At 71.5% G+C, this 16,163-nt stretch carries 14 protein-coding genes; 7 read left to right on the top strand and 7 right to left on the bottom strand.

Translation table 11 applies throughout. The annotated features are described in order from the left end of the window. Positions 1–25: 25 nt before the first annotated feature. From BLQ39_RS09835 to mutM, 5 genes are read left to right on the top strand one after another with little or no spacing between them, the layout of a single operon-like run. The gene (locus BLQ39_RS09835) at positions 26–2,428 is read left to right on the top strand and encodes a transglutaminase TgpA family protein (protein ID WP_176759157.1); all 2,403 of its coding nucleotides are present in this window, start codon (positions 26–28) and stop codon (positions 2,426–2,428) included. Between the two features lie 11 nt (positions 2,429–2,439). Beyond that, complete coding sequence (locus tag BLQ39_RS09830) at positions 2,440–3,012, top strand: YceD family protein (protein WP_092323638.1); 573 nt, start codon at positions 2,440–2,442, stop codon at positions 3,010–3,012. Positions 3,013–3,014: 2 nt separating this feature from the next. Beyond that, complete coding sequence (gene rpmF, locus BLQ39_RS09825) at positions 3,015–3,218, top strand: 50S ribosomal protein L32 (RefSeq protein ID WP_092323636.1); 204 nt, start codon at positions 3,015–3,017, stop codon at positions 3,216–3,218. 4 nt (positions 3,219–3,222) lie between these two features. After that, a complete protein-coding gene (gene rnc, locus BLQ39_RS09820; protein WP_422386378.1) occupies positions 3,223–3,930 on the top strand; it encodes a ribonuclease III in 708 nt (235 codons plus the stop codon). A 21-nt stretch (positions 3,931–3,951) separates the two neighbouring features. Continuing rightward, positions 3,952–4,932: a bifunctional DNA-formamidopyrimidine glycosylase/DNA-(apurinic or apyrimidinic site) lyase gene (gene mutM / locus BLQ39_RS09815; protein WP_092323635.1), complete on the top strand. Its 981-nt coding sequence runs from the start codon at positions 3,952–3,954 to the stop codon at positions 4,930–4,932. 88 nt (positions 4,933–5,020) lie between these two features. On the opposite strand, the gene BLQ39_RS09810 is transcribed toward mutM, so the two are convergent. Beyond that, positions 5,021–6,094: a GNAT family N-acetyltransferase gene (locus BLQ39_RS09810; RefSeq protein ID WP_092323634.1), complete on the bottom strand. Its 1,074-nt coding sequence runs from the start codon at positions 6,092–6,094 to the stop codon at positions 5,021–5,023. Positions 6,095–6,251: 157 nt separating this feature from the next. Here BLQ39_RS09810 and smc point away from each other — a divergent pair, with 157 nt between their 5' ends. Further along, positions 6,252–9,833 (top strand): chromosome segregation protein SMC, encoded by a 3,582-nt coding sequence (gene smc / locus BLQ39_RS09805; protein WP_092323632.1) that lies wholly within the window; start codon positions 6,252–6,254, stop codon positions 9,831–9,833. Then, positions 9,830–10,345: a DinB family protein gene (locus BLQ39_RS09800; RefSeq protein ID WP_092323631.1), complete on the top strand. Its 516-nt coding sequence runs from the start codon at positions 9,830–9,832 to the stop codon at positions 10,343–10,345. The genes smc and BLQ39_RS09800 overlap by 4 nt, the downstream gene beginning before the upstream one ends. Positions 10,346–10,432: 87 nt before the next feature. On the opposite strand, the gene BLQ39_RS09795 is transcribed toward BLQ39_RS09800, so the two are convergent. From BLQ39_RS09795 to BLQ39_RS09770, 6 genes are read right to left on the bottom strand one after another with little or no spacing between them, the layout of a single operon-like run. After that, positions 10,433–11,437: an NAD(P)/FAD-dependent oxidoreductase gene (locus BLQ39_RS09795; protein ID WP_092323629.1), complete on the bottom strand. Its 1,005-nt coding sequence runs from the start codon at positions 11,435–11,437 to the stop codon at positions 10,433–10,435. Then, complete coding sequence (fdxA, locus tag BLQ39_RS09790) at positions 11,434–11,760, bottom strand: ferredoxin (RefSeq protein WP_092323628.1); 327 nt, start codon at positions 11,758–11,760, stop codon at positions 11,434–11,436. Before fdxA ends, BLQ39_RS09795 begins: the two co-directional genes overlap by 4 nt. After that, the gene (locus BLQ39_RS09785; RefSeq protein ID WP_092323626.1) at positions 11,757–13,223 is read right to left on the bottom strand and encodes an FAD-dependent oxidoreductase; all 1,467 of its coding nucleotides are present in this window, start codon (positions 13,221–13,223) and stop codon (positions 11,757–11,759) included. Before BLQ39_RS09785 ends, fdxA begins: the two co-directional genes overlap by 4 nt. Then, a complete protein-coding gene (gene cobA / locus BLQ39_RS09780; protein WP_092323625.1) occupies positions 13,220–14,482 on the bottom strand; it encodes a uroporphyrinogen-III C-methyltransferase in 1,263 nt (420 codons plus the stop codon). Before cobA ends, BLQ39_RS09785 begins: the two co-directional genes overlap by 4 nt. Next, positions 14,479–15,414, bottom strand: a complete 936-nt coding sequence (locus tag BLQ39_RS09775) for an ABC transporter permease (protein ID WP_092323623.1) — start codon at positions 15,412–15,414, stop codon at positions 14,479–14,481. The genes cobA and BLQ39_RS09775 overlap by 4 nt, the downstream gene beginning before the upstream one ends. Then, complete coding sequence (locus BLQ39_RS09770) at positions 15,404–16,162, bottom strand: ABC transporter ATP-binding protein (protein ID WP_092323622.1); 759 nt, start codon at positions 16,160–16,162, stop codon at positions 15,404–15,406. The genes BLQ39_RS09775 and BLQ39_RS09770 overlap by 11 nt, the downstream gene beginning before the upstream one ends. Position 16,163: the final 1 nt, after the last annotated feature.

Raw genomic sequence — 16,163 nt, 5'->3', positions numbered from 1 at the left:
GAACGGCGCTCTGACGAACGGTGCTGTGACAAGCGGCGCTGCGACGAACCGCGGTCGCCCGGGCGCGGGGCGGGGGAGAGGGCGATGGCTGCTCAGCCTGGCCATGCTGCTCCTGCTGCTCGCCGGCAGCGCCGTGCTCGGCCCGCTGCTACGCGGCTCCTCGTGGTGGTGGCCGATGGCGCTCGTGGGCACGATCGTGCTCGTTTCCGCGGCCGTACTCCGGCGCACCCGCGTCGCGTCGGCGCTGGTGCCGGTCGTCGGGCTGGGCGTGCTCCTGGCAACCCTGACCCTCCTGTTCGGCCAGGGAACCGGGCTGCTCTGGCTGATCCCGACGCCGGACACAATCGACCGGTTCGGGCTCCTGGTCGACACCGGCGTCTCCTCCATCGAGCAGCAGAGCATCCCGGCCGAACCGATCGAAGGCATCCTGTTCCTCCTGGCCGCCGGAGCAGGGCTGATCGCCGTCCTGATGGATGCCCTCGCGCTGACGCTGCGCTGGCCGGCGCTGGCGGGCCTGCCCGTGCTGGTCCCGGTCGCGGTGCCCGGACTCCTGCTCGACGAGGGGGCCAGCCCCGTGGCGCTGATCGCCACGGCGGCCGCCTATCTTCTGGTGCTCCGCGTGGACGTGCGCCTGCGTCGGGTCGCCGAGGCGAACGGCCCGCCGTCCGGCCGCGAGGCGGCGCGCGTGTACTCGCCGGTGCGCCGCCGTGCCCCCGGGCCGTCCTGGGCGGCGGTCACGGTGGGCGGTTTGGGCATCGTGAGCGCCCTCCTGCTCAGTTCCGCAACCCCGACCATCTCGGACGGCGACCTGTTCGCGGGGGGCTCCAGCGGACCCCTGTTCGGCGCCGGCGTCAGCCCGATGATCGACCTCGGCCAGGACCTTCGACGCCCGGATGCCGGGCCGGCGCTGCACTACACCACGACGGCAAAAACGCCGCCGTATTTCAAGCTGCTGACGCTCGACCAGTTCGTCGGCACGACCTGGACGTCCCGGTCCGATGCGGCGACGACGAGCAACACGGTCGACCGCATCGAGAGACCGCCGGGCCTGTCGGACGAGGTCAAGACCACGAAGACGACGACGATCGTCGTCATCGACGGGGTGGAGACGGACCTGCTTCCCGCGCCCAACCCGGCGAGCCGCGTCGAGGGGCTTGAGGGCAGATGGTTCTGGAACAACCTCACTCACACCATCAAGAGCACGAACACGACCACGCGTGGGCAGACCTACACCGTCACCGCGCTCGAACTGCAGCCGACCGCGGAGCAGCTGAGGGCTGCTCGCGGACGCTACCCGGTGAGCGTCGCGCCGAATCTCAAGCTGCCGTTCCCGCGCCCCGCCATCATCGCCGCCACCGCGAAGTCCGTGACGGAGGGCGCCGCCTCGGACTATGACGCCGCGGTGGCGCTGCAGGACTATCTGCGCGGCAGCGCCTTCGACTACGACACCGACGCCCCGGTCGAAGACGGCTACGACGGCGGGGGACTGGATGTCATCGGCACCTTCCTCGAGGTCAAGAGCGGCTATTGCGTGCACTTCTCCTCCGCGATGGCCGTCATGGCCCGCTCCCTCGGCATCCCCGCCCGCATCGCGGTCGGCTACCTGCCCGGTTCGCCCTCGTCGAGCGCGGAGGACGACACGAACCGCTACGAGGTCGACTCGCACGACCTGCACGCGTGGCCCGAGCTGTACTTCGTCGGTGTCGGCTGGGTTCCCTTCGAACCGACCCCCGGGCGCGGGACCGTGCCCGACTATGCCCGACCGGCGGATGCGACGACCCCCGAGGACGTGCCGGCCTCTGCCGCGCCGACGACCGCTCCCCGTTCCGACGACGGGGGCATCACCGCGGACAGCGGCGCGGTGCCCGCCGCCCAGGCCCGGCAGCAGGAGGCCGCCACGCTACTCCGCAGCGGCCTGTTCCTCGCGCTCGTGCTGGCGCTGCTGCTGACCCCGGGCGTGGTGCGCCTGGCCCGGCGCCTGCGCCGCAGGCGGAGGATCCTGTCCGGGAGCGGAGGTCCCGCGGACGCCTGGGCGGAGCTGGCCGATACCGCGGTCGACCACGCCGTGCGGGTTCGCGGCACGGAGACGCCGCGCGAGCTGGCCGGCCGCCTCGCGCTGCGTCCCGGCCTCTCCGGGGCGGGCCCCTCGGGGAGCGGCTCGCCCGGGGCCGGTTCGGACGCTGCCGGTTCGGATGCTGCCGCGGCGCTCGAGCGACTCCTGGTCGCGGCCGAGCGGCAGCGCTTCGCGCGCCCCGGGTCCGAGGAACAGGGCACCGGGCCGGCGGTCTGCCACGACCTCGACCTCGTCATCGGCGCCATCCGGACCGGCGCCGATACCGGCACGCGAATCCGTGCCGCCGCGCTCCCCGCCTCGCTCTGGCCGGCTGTCCTCGCCCGGAGGGACGGCGCTGCCTCGCAGGGCGCGTAGAATTTCCCCTCGTGACCAAGTTCAAAAAGACACCGTACAAAGTCGATGTCCGCGACCTCATCAACCGCCCCGGCATCCAGCATGAGCGCCAGCTCGACATCCTGGTGCCCGAAGACCTCGGGGAAGGCCTGGTGGCCGTGAAAGCGGGGTCCACCCTCGAGGCAGACCTGCGGCTGGAGGCGATCCACGAGGGCATCCTGGTGACCGCGGACGTGTCCGGAACCGCCAGCGGAATGTGCGGTCGGTGCCTGATTGACATCGACTTGCCTGTCCAAGTCGAGTTTACGGAGCTTTTCGCGTATTCTTCAGAGGAAGCTTTTGAATTTGAGGTTCAAGACGACCACGTGGATCTTGAACCTCTGATCAGGGATGCAGTGGTTTTGTCACTGCCGTTCCAGCCGGTATGCCGGCCGGATTGTCCAGGTCTCGACCCCGAGACCGGGCTACGGTTGGCCGAAATCCCTGATCAGGAACCGCAAGAGACGCCTGACCCCAGGTGGTCGGCGCTCCTGAAGTTCCAGGCTTCCACAGACATCAGCACGGGTGAAGACACTCATGCTGAAACGGATAGAGAAGAGAAGTAGTCATGGCAGTTCCGAAGCGCAAGCAGTCACGCTCCAACACCCGCTCACGTCGTTCCTGCTGGAAGGCCGAAGCCCCCACCCTGGTGAAGACCATGGAAAACGGCAAGGTCGTTTACAGCCTCCCGCACCGTGCGAAGGTCGTCACCGACTCCGCCGGCACGGCACTGTTCATGGAATACAAGGGCCGCAAGGTCGCCGACGTCTAATTCGATGACCGGGGAACCGATGACCGGTGGTTCGGTCGATCTTTCCGCGTTGCAGGAGACCCTGGGCGTGCAGATCGACCAGGGTTTGCTTGAGCTCGCCCTGACCCACCGGTCATTTGCGTACGAAAACGGCGGAATCCCGACGAACGAGCGACTGGAGTTCCTGGGCGACTCGATCCTCGGACAGTCGGTGACGGTCATGCTGTACCGGGAGTACCCGCTGCTGAGCGAGGGCGAACTCGCCAAGCGGCGGGCCCGCCTGGTCTCCAGTGCTGCCCTCGCGGAGGTCGCACGCGGCATCTCACTCGGCGAGTACATCCGGCTGGGCCGCGGTGAAGTCCTCACCGGTGGCCGCGAGAAGGCGTCCATCCTGGCCGACACGGTCGAGGCGCTCATCGGCGCCGCCTATCTGGACACCGGCACGGATGCGGCGACCGCCCTCGTGATGCGGCTGATCGAGCCGCTCCTGTCCGATCCCGACCGCTTCGGCGGCTCGATGGACCCCAAAACGAGCCTGCAGGAGGTCGCGGCGCGCCGCGGAACCGGCGTGCCCGTGTACACCGTCACCGAAAGCGGACCGGATCACTCGAAGGTGTTCGTCGCCACGGTCGTCATCGGCACCGTCGTCTCGGCGCGGGGCGAAGGCACGAGCAAGAAGCACGCCGAAATGGCTGCCGCGCTCGAGGCCTGGATCGTGCTCTCCGCCGGCTGACCCCGGCCGAGTGAGGCCGACGTGCCGGAGCTGCCCGAGGTTGAAGTCGTTCGCGCCGGCATTGAGCCGGCCGTCACCGGCGCGGTCATTTCCGCCGTGGAGGTCTTCGAGCAACGATCGCTCAGGCGCCACGACCTGTCCGCCGGCCCGTTCACCGACCTCCTCGAGGGTCGGCGCGTGCTGGCCGCCGTGCGCCGCGGCAAGTTCCTCTGGCTGCCGCTGGATTCCGGCCGGGCCCTGGTCATCCACCTCGGCATGAGCGGGCAGGTCTTGCTGCGCGCGCCCGGCAGCGCAGCCCGGATCTCGACGGGCTCGATCGCCACGGGCTCGATCACCACAGGTTCGATCACCGGAGGCCGCCCGGCGGAGGATCGGCTGTTGCGGATCCGGCTGCACCTCGAGCATCCGGTGCACGGTGAGTTGTGGCTCAACTTCGTCGACCAGCGCATCTTCGGCAGCATGGCCGTCGACCGGATGCAGCCGACGAGCGACGGGCTGCCCGCCGGCTTCCCTGGTGCTGCTGCGGCGGGGGAGTGGGAGACGCTCATCCCCTCGCAGGTGGCGCACATAGCCCGTGACCCGATCGACCCTGCCTTCCCGGCGGATGCCTTCTTCCGCGCCCTGGCTCGCAAGAAGACGGGCATCAAGCGGGCCCTCCTCGACCAGACGCTGATCAGCGGAATCGGCAACATCTACGCCGACGAGGCCCTGTTCGACGCCCGCATCCACTTCGACCAGCCGGCCGCGTCGCTCACCGCGGCAAAGGCGCGCACCCTGCTGGCCTCTGTCCGCGGCATCCTGCACCGGGCCCTGGCCGAGGGCGGAACGAGCTTCGACGCTCAGTATGTGAACGTCAACGGCGAGTCGGGGTACTTCTCGCACAGCCTCACCGCCTACGGGCAGCACGGCAAGCCGTGCCTCCGCTGCGGCACCACCATGGTGCGCGCCCAGTTCATGAACCGGTCGTCGCACTTCTGCCCGCGCTGCCAGCGCCTGCGCTGAGCGCGCCCTCGGGTCTCGGCTCTCGGGTCTCGGTCGCGGTCTCGGTCTCGGACCTCGTTTTCCTTCGGCGGGATGGGCGGCGGCGGGTTTAGCGCCTCCAGGCGCCTTCGTAGCCGATCGGGACGAAGCCGACGGCCTCGTTCACCGAGAGCATGTGCCGGTTCTCCTCGGCGTTGAACGTGATCACCGACGGATGCCCCGGCCGCTCCGCCGCGAGACCCTGCAGGTTCGCGATCTTCAGCAGCATCCCGAGCCGGTGGCCGCGGTGTTCCTTCAGCACCAGGGTGTCCTCCTGGTGCACGGCGCGGGACGTCTCGGCCGGCACGGACAGCTCGGTGAACCCGGCCAGGCGCCCGGTCGGCCGGTGCTCCACCACGGCGGTCAGGGTCGTCCGCGGGCCTGCCGCGAACGCCTCATCCTCCTCGAGGACGCGCTGCACCGTCCAGACATCTTCGGGCTCCTCGAGCCCGGCGCTCGGGGCATCCGTGGTCATCCGGGTGCGGAGGAGCGCCATGTCCGCCAGCCAGCGTTCGGGCGTGCGGTCGGCCCAGCGGTGCACGGCGTAATCGGGGCCGGACGTCGTCGCCGCGCCGTCGAAGTGCCGGGCCAGCGCGCCCTCGTCGACGGGCAGGGGCAGGCGGCTGCCGCGCTCCATCTGCTCGAGCGTGTACCCGCGGGCCAGCAGGAACCGCACCTCCGGGTTGGCCAGGGGCACGGAGCCGAAACCCGTCGGCGACGGCAGCCTCTCGCCCGGCGCCTCCCGCGACGCCGCATAGACGAGTGCCCGCACGCGCCCCTCCTCCGCAGCGATCGACTCCAGGCGGTCGGCCAGCGCGGTCCCGATGCCTCGCCGCCGGAAAGCGGGGAGAACCTCGAGGGCCAGCCACGCGACATCCGCGGATGCCTCAGGCCGCGTCTCGTAGACGCCCCGCGCCACGATTTCCCCGCCGACGCGGGCCACGAGCATCCGCGCCGGGGCGTACTCCTGGTTCAGCCAGTAGGGGAGCAGTTCCTCGGCCGACAGGGCGAGCTCGTCGGTGCCGTAGGCGGCCGCTTCGACCGCGTTCCGCACCGTGGTCGCGGCCCGGAAATCGCCCCAGCCCTCCGCCCCGGGTGCGGCCGGGACGGCGAGTTCGCCGACGGTGAAGTGTTCGATCGTCATGACGGCCGGCTTCCGGTGCGAAGGCCGCACGATCTGCGCAGCCGACCAGCCTGGCGCCTGCCGGGTTCTCCGCACAGAGTCCGGTACCGTAGTCCCAGCATGACCGGGCCGTGACGGCCACGGCACGTCGACATCGACACTTCGGAGAGGGCACCCGTTGTACCTGAAGAGCCTCACCCTCAAGGGGTTCAAGTCGTTCGCCCAGCCCACCACCTTCGCCTTCGAGCCGGGCGTCACGTGCGTGGTCGGCCCGAACGGCTCCGGCAAGTCCAACGTCGTCGACGCGCTCGCCTGGGTGATGGGCGAGCAGGGGGCCAAGACCCTCCGCGGCGGAAAGATGGAGGACGTCATCTTCGCCGGCACGTCGACTAAGGGGCCGCTCGGCCGGGCCGAAGTGACGTTGACGATCGACAATGCCGACGGCGCGCTGCCGATCGAGTACTCCGAGGTCACCATCTCGCGCACCCTGTTCCGCAACGGCGGCAGCGACTACGCCATCAACGGGCAGGCCTGCCGGCTCCTCGACGTTCAGGAGCTGCTCAGCGACTCCGGCCTCGGCCGCGAAATGCACGTGATCGTCGGCCAGGGCCAGCTCGACGCGGTGCTGCGCGCCAGCCCGGAGGAGCGCCGCGGCTTCATCGAGGAGGCAGCGGGCATCCTCAAGCACCGGCGGCGCAAAGAGAAGACCCTGCGCAAACTCGAGGCCATGCAGAACAACCTGACCCGGCTGAGCGACCTTGCCGGGGAGATCCGGCGCCAGCTGAAGCCCCTCGGCCACCAGGCCGAGATCGCCCGCGAGGCGCAGACCATCGCAGCCGTTGTGCGCGACGCCAGGGCCAGGCTCCTCGCGGACGACGTTGTCACGCTGCGCACGGCGCTCGACTCGCACGGGCGCACCGAGAGCGAACGCCACTCCGAGCGGATCGTGCTGCAGGAGCAGCTCGGCCAGAAGGAACTGCGCCTCCAGCGCCTCGAGCAGGCGCAGGTCGGGGATGCCGTCGACCTGGCCAGGCGCACCAGCTTCGGCCTCGAATCCGTGCAGGAGCGGCTTCGCGGCCTCTACACGCTCGCCAACCAGCGGCTGGCGCTGCTCGGTTCGCAGGCCGAGCCCGCCGCGGGAGGCCCCAGCGTGACTCCGGCAATGCTGACGGATGCCCAGGCGGAGGTCGACCGGCTCCGGGAGGCCATCACGGCCGCGCAGGAACGCTGGGCTGCCGCGCAGGCCGGGGCGGCGGCAGCACGCGGGCAGCTCGATTCGGTTGACGAGGAAATCGCCGCGCAGGCGGTGCTCGTCTCCAGGCACGACCTCGAGGTCTCCAGGCTCAAGGGCCAGTCCGAGACCGCGTCATCCCGTCTGGCCGCCGTTCGCGGTGAGGTGCTCCGCCAGCAGAACGCCGTCGACGCGGCAGAGTCACGTCGGGCCGCCGCGCAGGCGCAGTTCGACGCGCTCGAGGCGGAGGCCGCGGAGGGTGACGTCGACACGAACCTCGACGAGGCGTACGAGGCAGCCCAGGCATCCGTGCGGGAGGTCGAAGCCGAGATCGAGAGCCTGCGCGAGACGCTGCACGGCCAGGAACGCGAGCGGGATGCGCTCGCAGCGCGAACCGGCGCCCTCTCGCTTGCCCTGGACCAGAAGGACGGATCATCCGCCCTCGTCGGTGCCGGACTCCCGGGAATCCGCGGCCTGCTCGCCGAGCACGTGCGCGTGCACCCCGGCTACGAACCCGCGATCGCCGCCGCGCTCGGCTCGCTCGCCGACGCGGTCCTGGCCGAAACCCAGGGCGACGCCTTCGCGGCCCTGGACACCGCCCTGGGCGACGACCTCGGCCGGGTCGAACTGGTCGTCGCCGACGCGGATGCCGCTGCCTCGCCCGACCTGGACGGCCTCCCCGGCCTGGCCTGGGCGCGGTCCGTGGTCGAGGCGCCGAGCGGCGTGCTCGGGATCCTCGCCCACACGGTCATCGCCGACGACCTCGAGGCGGCGCGGTCCGCGTTCGGGGCGCTGGCCGGGCGCGGCCTTGGCTCCCTCACGATCATCACCAGGGCGGGCGAGGTGCTCACCGCTTACGTGCTCCGCGGCGGCTCCGGGGCCAGGCAAAGCAAGCTCGAACTCGTCGCCGAACGCGACACGGCCGCCGACAAGCTCGCCCTGGTCACGTCGTCCATTGAGCGGGTTCGGTTCGACCTGGGCGAAGCGCGCACGCTCCTGCAGGCGCTGAAGCAGCAGGCCGCGGGCGCCCTCACCGCCCTGCGCGCGTTCGATTCCCGGCTCGCGGCCAGGGCCGAGAAGACCAACCGGGCGACCGTGCAGCTCGAGGCATCCGGGGCCGAACTCGACCGGGTGTCCGCCGGCCTGAAGCTGGCCGCAGCTGCCGTCGCCGACGCCGAGGGCGCCGTCGCAGGGGCCAGGGCCGAGCTCGAAACGGTGCAGTCCCGGCCGCGGCCGATCCTCGACGTCAGCTCGAGGGACGCGCTCTACGCCCTGCTCGAGCAGGCCAGGGACGGCGAAGTCGAGGCGAGGCTCCAGGTGGAGACGGCCCGCGAACGCGTGCGGACGGAGGAGGCGCGCACGGCCCTGCTGGGCAAACAGCTCGAGGCCGATCGGGCCGCGGCGGAAGAGGCGGCGCGGCGCGCGGTCATCCGTCGCCGGCAGGTGGATGCGGCGTCGAATGTCGCCGAGGCGCTGCCGGCCGTGCTGGCCTCCGTCGAGGCCTCCGTCGGTGAGGCGCGCGCCCGGCTGGCCGCCGCCGAAGCCGAACGGGCCAGCCAGAACGAGGAGCTGTTGCTGCTGCGCCGCGAGGAGAACGCGCTGCGCACCCGCCTGCAGGCCGTCACCGAGAACGTGCACGGGCTCGAACTGCAGATCTACGAGAAGAAGCTGCACCTCTCCGCCCTGATCGAACGGGCCGGCAGCGAACTCGGACTGACCCCGGACGTGCTCGTCGCTGAGTACGGCCCGGACCAGTTGATTCCGGCGGACGGCGTCGCTGCCGAGGTCGCAGACGGGGCCGCGGCATCCGTTGCCTCCGTCGATCCGGGCGCGGAGGGCACCCCGTTCGACCGCGAGCAGCAGAAGCGGCGCCTGGCCACGGCCGAACGCAAGTTCGGCCAGCTCGGTCGGGTGAACCCGCTCGCGCTCGAGGAGTTCGCGGCGCTGGAGCAGCGGCACAAATTCCTCACCGAGCAGTTGACCGACCTGACCAACACGCGCACGGACCTGCTCACGATCATCGGGGACATCGACGAGAAGATGGGCGCGATCTTCGCGGCCGCGTTCGAGGACACCCGGGCGGCCTTCGCCGACGTGTTCCCGGTGCTTTTCCCCGGCGGCAGCGGCAGCATCTGGCTGACGAACCCGGACGACATGCTCACGACCGGCATCGAGGTGTCGGTCAAGCCGGCCGGCAAGAAGATCGAACGCCTCTCGCTGCTCTCGGGCGGCGAACGGTCGCTGGCCGCCGTCGCCCTGCTGATCGCCATCTTCAAGGCCCGGCCCAGCCCGTTCTACATCATGGACGAGGTCGAGGCGGCCCTTGACGACGCCAACCTCGGCCGGCTGCTCACGATCTTCGAGGACCTGCGCGAGACCAGCCAGCTCATCGTGATCACGCACCAGAAACGCACGATGGAGATCGCGGACGCCCTCTACGGCGTCTCGATGCGGCAGGACGGCGTGTCCGCGGTCGTCGGCCAGCGCGTCGCCAGGGAGACGGAACGGGAGACGGAGAAGGTCTCATGACCATGGACCGCATCGACCCGCAGCCCGCCGCCGACGAGCGGACCACCCTGAACGAGTTCCTCGACTTCCTGCGGGCGGCGCTGCTGGGTAAGACCGAGGGGCTGGATGCCGCCGGGCTGAACCGGCGGCTGCTTCCGTCGACGCTCACCCTGGGCGGGCTGCTCAAGCACCTCGCCCTGGTCGAGGACTACTGGATCCAGGAGAAGTTCCTCGGCCTGCCGGAGCTCGAGCCGTGGGCGAGTGCGCCGTGGGCCGAAGACCGGGACTGGGACTTCCACAGCGCCGCGGGAGACGATCCGGATGCCCTGCGTTCGCTGTACCAGTCGGCCTGCGAGCGCAGCCGCCACGCCCTGGCCGGCGCTGACCTCTCCGCGCTGTCCGTCGGCACCGACCGGGACGGCGCACACTGGAACCTGCGCTGGATCCTCACCCACCTGATCGAGGAGACCGCGCGGCACTGCGGCCACGCCGACCTGCTGCGGGAGGCCGTCGACGGGACCGTCGGGGAGTAGCACGCGAGTAGTGGGGGATAACTCCCAGCAGTGGCCGCTTGCGTTGCTCCGGGACGGATGCGTGCGGCCACAGCTAGAAGTCATCGCTCAGTGGGCGGTCGTCACCCCGAGCAGGTCGTGGGTGATGATCGCGGCGGCACGCGCGCCGGCCCCGGCGGCGACGATGAGCTGTTGCGGGCCGGGAGCGGCGACATCCCCGGCCGCATAGACACCGGCCAGGCTGGTGCGGCCGTCCCGGTCGGTGACCAGGTGGCCTGAGGCGTCGGTGTCCAGGTCCAGGTCGCCCAGGAACCCCACGATCGGATGCCAGAGCGGACGCACGAACCCGCCGGTGACCGGGATCCGTTCCCCATCGAAAAGGCGCACGGCGGCGATCGCTCCGCGCTCACCTTCGAGGTCGTCGATGACCCGGCGTTCGACCCTGATGCCCCGGTCGCCGAGTTCGCTCTCCTCGTGCGCGGTCAGCGACGCCACGCCGTTCGTGAACACGGTCACCGTGCTGCTCCACTGCCCGACCAGGAGCGCCCGGGCGAACAGGTCGTCGGTCTCGCCGATCAGGGCTACGGGGCCCTCGCCCTGCTCGTAGCCGTCGCAGGCCGCGCAGCTGAACAGGCTCATGCCGTAGTAGGCGCGGATGGACGGAAGCGCCGGAAGGGTCTCGCGGAGGCCCGTCGCCACCACAACCGTGCGGCTCCTCACCACGCGCGCGCCGGCCGCTGTGCGCCCGCTGATCCGCACGGTGAAGGGATGCGCCCCAGCGTGGGCACCGCCGGCCTCGTCACGATCATGGTTGCGCTCGACCCGGTCGACCGTGGATCGTCGCAGGATCTCGGCCTCGGGGTAGCGCTCGAGTTCCTCCCTGGCGATGCGGCGCAGCTCGTGCGGCGGCACGCCGTCCCGGGTGAGGAAACCGTGCGAGAGCATCGTGGCCGCGTGGCGCGGCCGGTCGCTGTCGACGACGAGCACCCGCTGGCGCGCGCGGGTCAGGTTGAGCGCGGCGGACAACCCGGCCGGGCCGGCCCCGATGACCACGCAGTCGTAGGCGTCGCTGTCGTAGGCTTCGTGAGCAGAGGAGCCCGCTTCGTCACTCATTCGCTGCCGCCCTGGGGCGGGAGCGCGGCGATGATCGGATGATCGAAGCCCAGCGTGCCCGTCTTCGCGGCTCCACCGGGGGAGCCGATCTCGGAGAAGAACTCGACGTTCGCGGTGTAGTACTCGGCCCATGCCTCGGGCAGGTCGTCCTCGTAGTAGATGGCCTCGACCGGGCAGACCGGTTCGCAGGCGGCGCAGTCCACGCACTCGTCCGGCTGGATGTAGAGCGACCGCTCGCCCTCGTAGATGCAGTCCACGGGGCATTCGTCGATGCAGGCGCGGTCCTTCACGTCGACGCAGGGCAGCGCGATGACGTAGGTCACGAGTCGACCAGGGCGCCGGCGCGGGCGATGTCGACCTGCTCGCCGCGGGCGACGACCTTGACCCGTTCGCGCGCGACCGGGGAGACGTCCGCGGCGCCGAGCCCGCGTTCGTGGGCGTCGAGGGCGAGCCAGCCGGGCCAGGTGGTGAACCGCACGCCGCGCTCCGCCAGCAGCGCGAGCACCGCGTCCGGGTCGGCGACCGACGGATCCGGCAGCAGCGCTGCGTCGTCGACGAGCCGGGTGATCGTCTCCAGGGCATCGCCCTTGGTATGGCCGATCAGGCCGACCGGTCCGCGCTTGATCCAGCCGGTGGCGTAGAGGCCCCGGATGGGCGCCCCGGCCGCGTCGAGCACACGCCCGCCGTCGTTCGGGATCACGCCGCGGGCCTCGTCGAACGGCACCTCGGGGAGGGCGCTGCCGCGGTAGCCGACCGCGCGGTAGACCGCCTGCAGCGGGTAGTCCCTGATCTCGCCGGTGCCGCGCACGCCGCTCGCCCCGCCGCCGGCAGCAACACCGGTCGCCTCGGTGCGTTCGAAGCGCATCCCCTCGACCCGGCCGTCGCCGTACACCAGGGCCGGGGAGTGGTGGAAGTGCAGGTGCAGGCGGCGCGAGGCGCCCGTGGGTTCCTTCGCCAGCCAGCCGGTGAGGGTGCGGGTCATGACCTTGACCTGGTTGTTGGCGCTTAAGAGCTGGCGGGCGAGCTCCGCGTCGTCGAAGTCCTCCGCGTAGACGATCACGTCGACGCCCGGCACATCGCCGAGCTCGCGCAGCTCGATCGGGGTGAACTTCACCTGCGCCGGCCCACGGCGGCCGAACACGTGCACATCGGTCACCGGCGAGCCGGCCAGCCCGTCGTATACCGTGGCGGGAATATCCGTCGGCAGCAGGTCGTCCGGGTGCTTGGCGAGCATGCGGGCGACGTCGAGGGCGACGTTGCCGTTGCCGATCACGGCGATGTCGGTCGCATCGAGCGGCCAGACGCGCGGGGCATCCGGGTGCCCGTCGAACCAGGAGACGAAGTCGGCCGCGCCGAACGAGCCGGGCAGACCGATGCCGGGGATGTCGAGGTCGGCGTCGCGGATCGCCCCGGTCGCGAAGATGACGGCGTGGTAGTGCGCCCGCAGCTCGTCCAGGCCCAGGTCGACGCCGTACGCGACGTTGCCGATGAAGCGGATGTTGCCGGTGTCGAGCATCTCGTGCAGGGAGTTCACGATGCCCTTGATGCGCGGGTGGTCGGGGGCGACGCCGTACCGGATCAGCCCGTACGGGGCCGGCAGGGAATCGAACAGGTCGATGCCCACCTCGGCGCCGGCGTCCCGCACTGCCTTACTCAGGATGTTGCCGGCGTAGATTCCGGCCGGCCCGGCGCCGATGATCGCGACGCGCAGGGGCTGGGCCGCGGGCCGGCTCTGTGCCGCTGGCAGGGGCTGGGGCGCGTCAGGCGCTGGAGGCGTCCGGGTCATGTGAGGGCCTTTCGGGGTACGGCATTTCGCGGCACGGGGGAGGCGAACTGGATGGTCGGGTCTGCGTACGGGCTGAGGGAGACGACGTCGCCGACGACGATGACGGCCGGCGAGCGCACGCCCCGGGCCCCCGCCTGCGCGGCAATCGTGTCGAGCGTGCCGATGGTGACGCGCTGGTTCAGGCCGTAGCCGTCCTCGATGATCGCGACGGGGCATCCGCCGCCGCGGGAGCCGGCGGCCAGGACCCCGGCCGAGCCGGCGAGGGCGCTCACGCCCATCAGGAGCACGACCGTGTGGTCGGCGCCGCCCGGCAGCCCGGCGATCTGCTCGTGGCCGGTGACGACGGTGAAGCCGCCCGCGACCCCGCGGTGGGTGACCGGGATGCCGGCGGCGGCCGGGACCGAAATGGCGCTGGTCACGCCGGGCACTATTTCGACCGGGACGCCGTGGCTGCGGCAGTACTCGGCCTCCTCGCCGCCGCGTCCGAGCACGAACGGGTCGCCGCCCTTGAGCCGCACGACCCGGGATCCGGCCAGGGCGTGCTCGACCAGGAGCGCGTTGATCTCGTCCTGCGGCACCGGGTGGTGGCCGGGGAGCTTGCCGACGTCGATGACGAGCACCTCGGCAGACAGCTCACCGAGGAGCGAGCGCGGCCCCAGTCGATCGGCGATGACGACGTCGGCCTCCGCGAGCAGGCGTCGCCCGCGCACGGTGATCAGGCCGGGATCGCCGGGCCCGCCGCCGACGAGGTGCACGGTGCCGGCTCCCTCCGCGCGGCGGTGGTGCCGCAGCGGCAGCGAGCCCGCGTCGAGGGCGGTGGCGATCGCATCCCGGAGTGCCATCGCGCGGCGCGGATCCCCGCCCGCCGACACGGCGACGGTGACCGCGTCCCGCCGGGCGACGGCCGGAACCCAGGCCGCCGAGCCGCGGTGGTCGGAGGCGGTGACGCACCAGAGCCGGGCGGCCTCGGCGTCGGCCGCGACCTGCGCGTCGACCTCCGGCACGCCGGTCGCGGTGTGCGCCAGCCAGGCGCCGTCGAGGTCGCCCGAGGCGTAGGGGCGGGCGCGCCAGGTGAGCGCGCCGTTACGCACGAGGGAGCGAAGCTCGGGGCCGGCCTCCGGGGCGACGACGGTGACGATCGCGCCGACGAGCACGAGCCCGGAGGCGCGGCGGGCGGCCACGGCCCCGCCGCCGACGACGGTGACGGGCCGGCCGGCCAGGTGCAGGCCGAGCGGGTACAGGAGTGCGGGGTCGGTCATCGGATACCTCCTGGGGTGAGTCCGCGGCGGCGCAGCAGCCGCCGTTCGATCGGGGCGAAGACGGCGAGTTCGACGAGGATGCCGACGCCGAGGATGAGCAGGATGGTGGCCAGCACGCTGCCGAGGTCGGCGAGTTCGCGGCTCTGCTGCAGCATCGAGCCGAGGCCGAAGCCGATCGTGCCGCCCATGGCGATGATCTCGGCGGCCATCAGCGAGCGCCAGGAGAAGGCCCAGCCCTGTTTCAGGCCGGAGAAGTAGCCGGGCAGGGCCGCGGGCAGCACGACGAGGGTGGCGAGCTGGATGCGGCCGGCGCCGAGCACCGTTCCCACCCGGCGCAGCTGCGGCGGCACCTGGTCGATGCCGGAGACGAGCCCGTTCGCGATCGAGGGCACGGCGCCCATGAGCACGACGAAGTAGACGGTGGCGTCGGAGAGCCCGAACCAGATGATCGCCGCGGGAACCCAGGCGACGGAGGGGAGCACCTGGAGGCCGGAGAGGAGCGGGCCGAGCGCGAGGCGCAGAGGCCGCCACTCCGCCAGCAGCAGGCCGAGGGGCGTGCCGATGGCGACGGCGATGAGGAAGCCGACCCCGCCGCGTTCGAGGCTGGTGAGCACGGCGAGCTGCAGGCGGCCGTCTGCCCACGCGGTACCGAGCGCGCCGAGCACGTCGAGGGGCCCGGGCACGAGGTCGGGCCGGGGGCGGGCGATGACGACGTAGAGCTGCCACACGGCGACGAGGCCGGCCAGCAGCAGCACCGGCGGCAGCACCCCCTCGAGGATGCGCCGCACGCTGCCCTTCTCGGTGCTCGGGACGGCCTGCAGGGCGTCGAGACCGGATTCGAGCGTGCGCAGGTCGTCGGCCGGGCGGCCGGAAGCGGGCGCGCCGGATGGGGCTACGGACTGGGGAGCGACGGTGGTGGTGTCAGGCGGCATTGCGGCGGATCTCCCTTCGGAGCTGCTCGGTGATTTCGATCGAGAGACGAGAAACCTCGGGGGATTCGATCCGTCGTGGCCCGTCGTCGGCGAGGCGCCACTCGTTGGCGATGCGGCCGGGCCGCGACGACATCAGCAGCACCCGCTGGCCGAGCCGGGCGGCCTCGCGCACGTTGTGGGTGACGAAGACGATCGTGCGTCCTGTTTCGCGCCACACCCGCTCGAGTTCCTCGTGCAGCAGGTCGCGGGTGATGGCGTCGAGGGCGGCGAAGGGTTCGTCCATCAGGAGCACCTTGCGGTCCTGGGCGAGCGAGCGGGCGAGGGCGACGCGTTGCCGCATGCCGCCGGACAGTTCGTGCGGGCGCTTCGAGGCGGCATCCGCGAGGTTGACGACGTCGAGCAGCTCGAGGGCCTTCCCGCGGCGCTTGTCCCGCGGCACCCCGCGCAGCTTGAGCGCGAGTTCGACGTTGCGGCCGGCCGTCAGCCACGGGAAGAGCGCGGCGTCCTGGAACATGACCGCGGCGCTGCCGCTGGCGACGGTGACCGTTCCGGTGCTGGGAGCGTCGAGGCCCGCGATGATGTTGAGCAGGGTCGACTTGCCGCAGCCGGATGCGCCGAGCAGGCAGACGAACTCTCCCGGCTGGATCGACAGGGTCACGTCGTCGAGCACGAGGGGTCCGTCGGCGCCGAAACGCTTGCCGAGCGCGGTGATCCGGATAGCGGGAAGGACGGCGGGCGCGGCGCTCATG

This window comes from Cryobacterium psychrotolerans, from assembly GCF_900101115.1.
GTDB lineage: Bacteria > Actinomycetota > Actinomycetes > Actinomycetales > Microbacteriaceae > Cryobacterium > Cryobacterium psychrotolerans.
The sequence above is the reverse complement of the archived record's forward strand: the minus strand, read 5'-3'. Positions and strand labels throughout refer to the sequence as shown.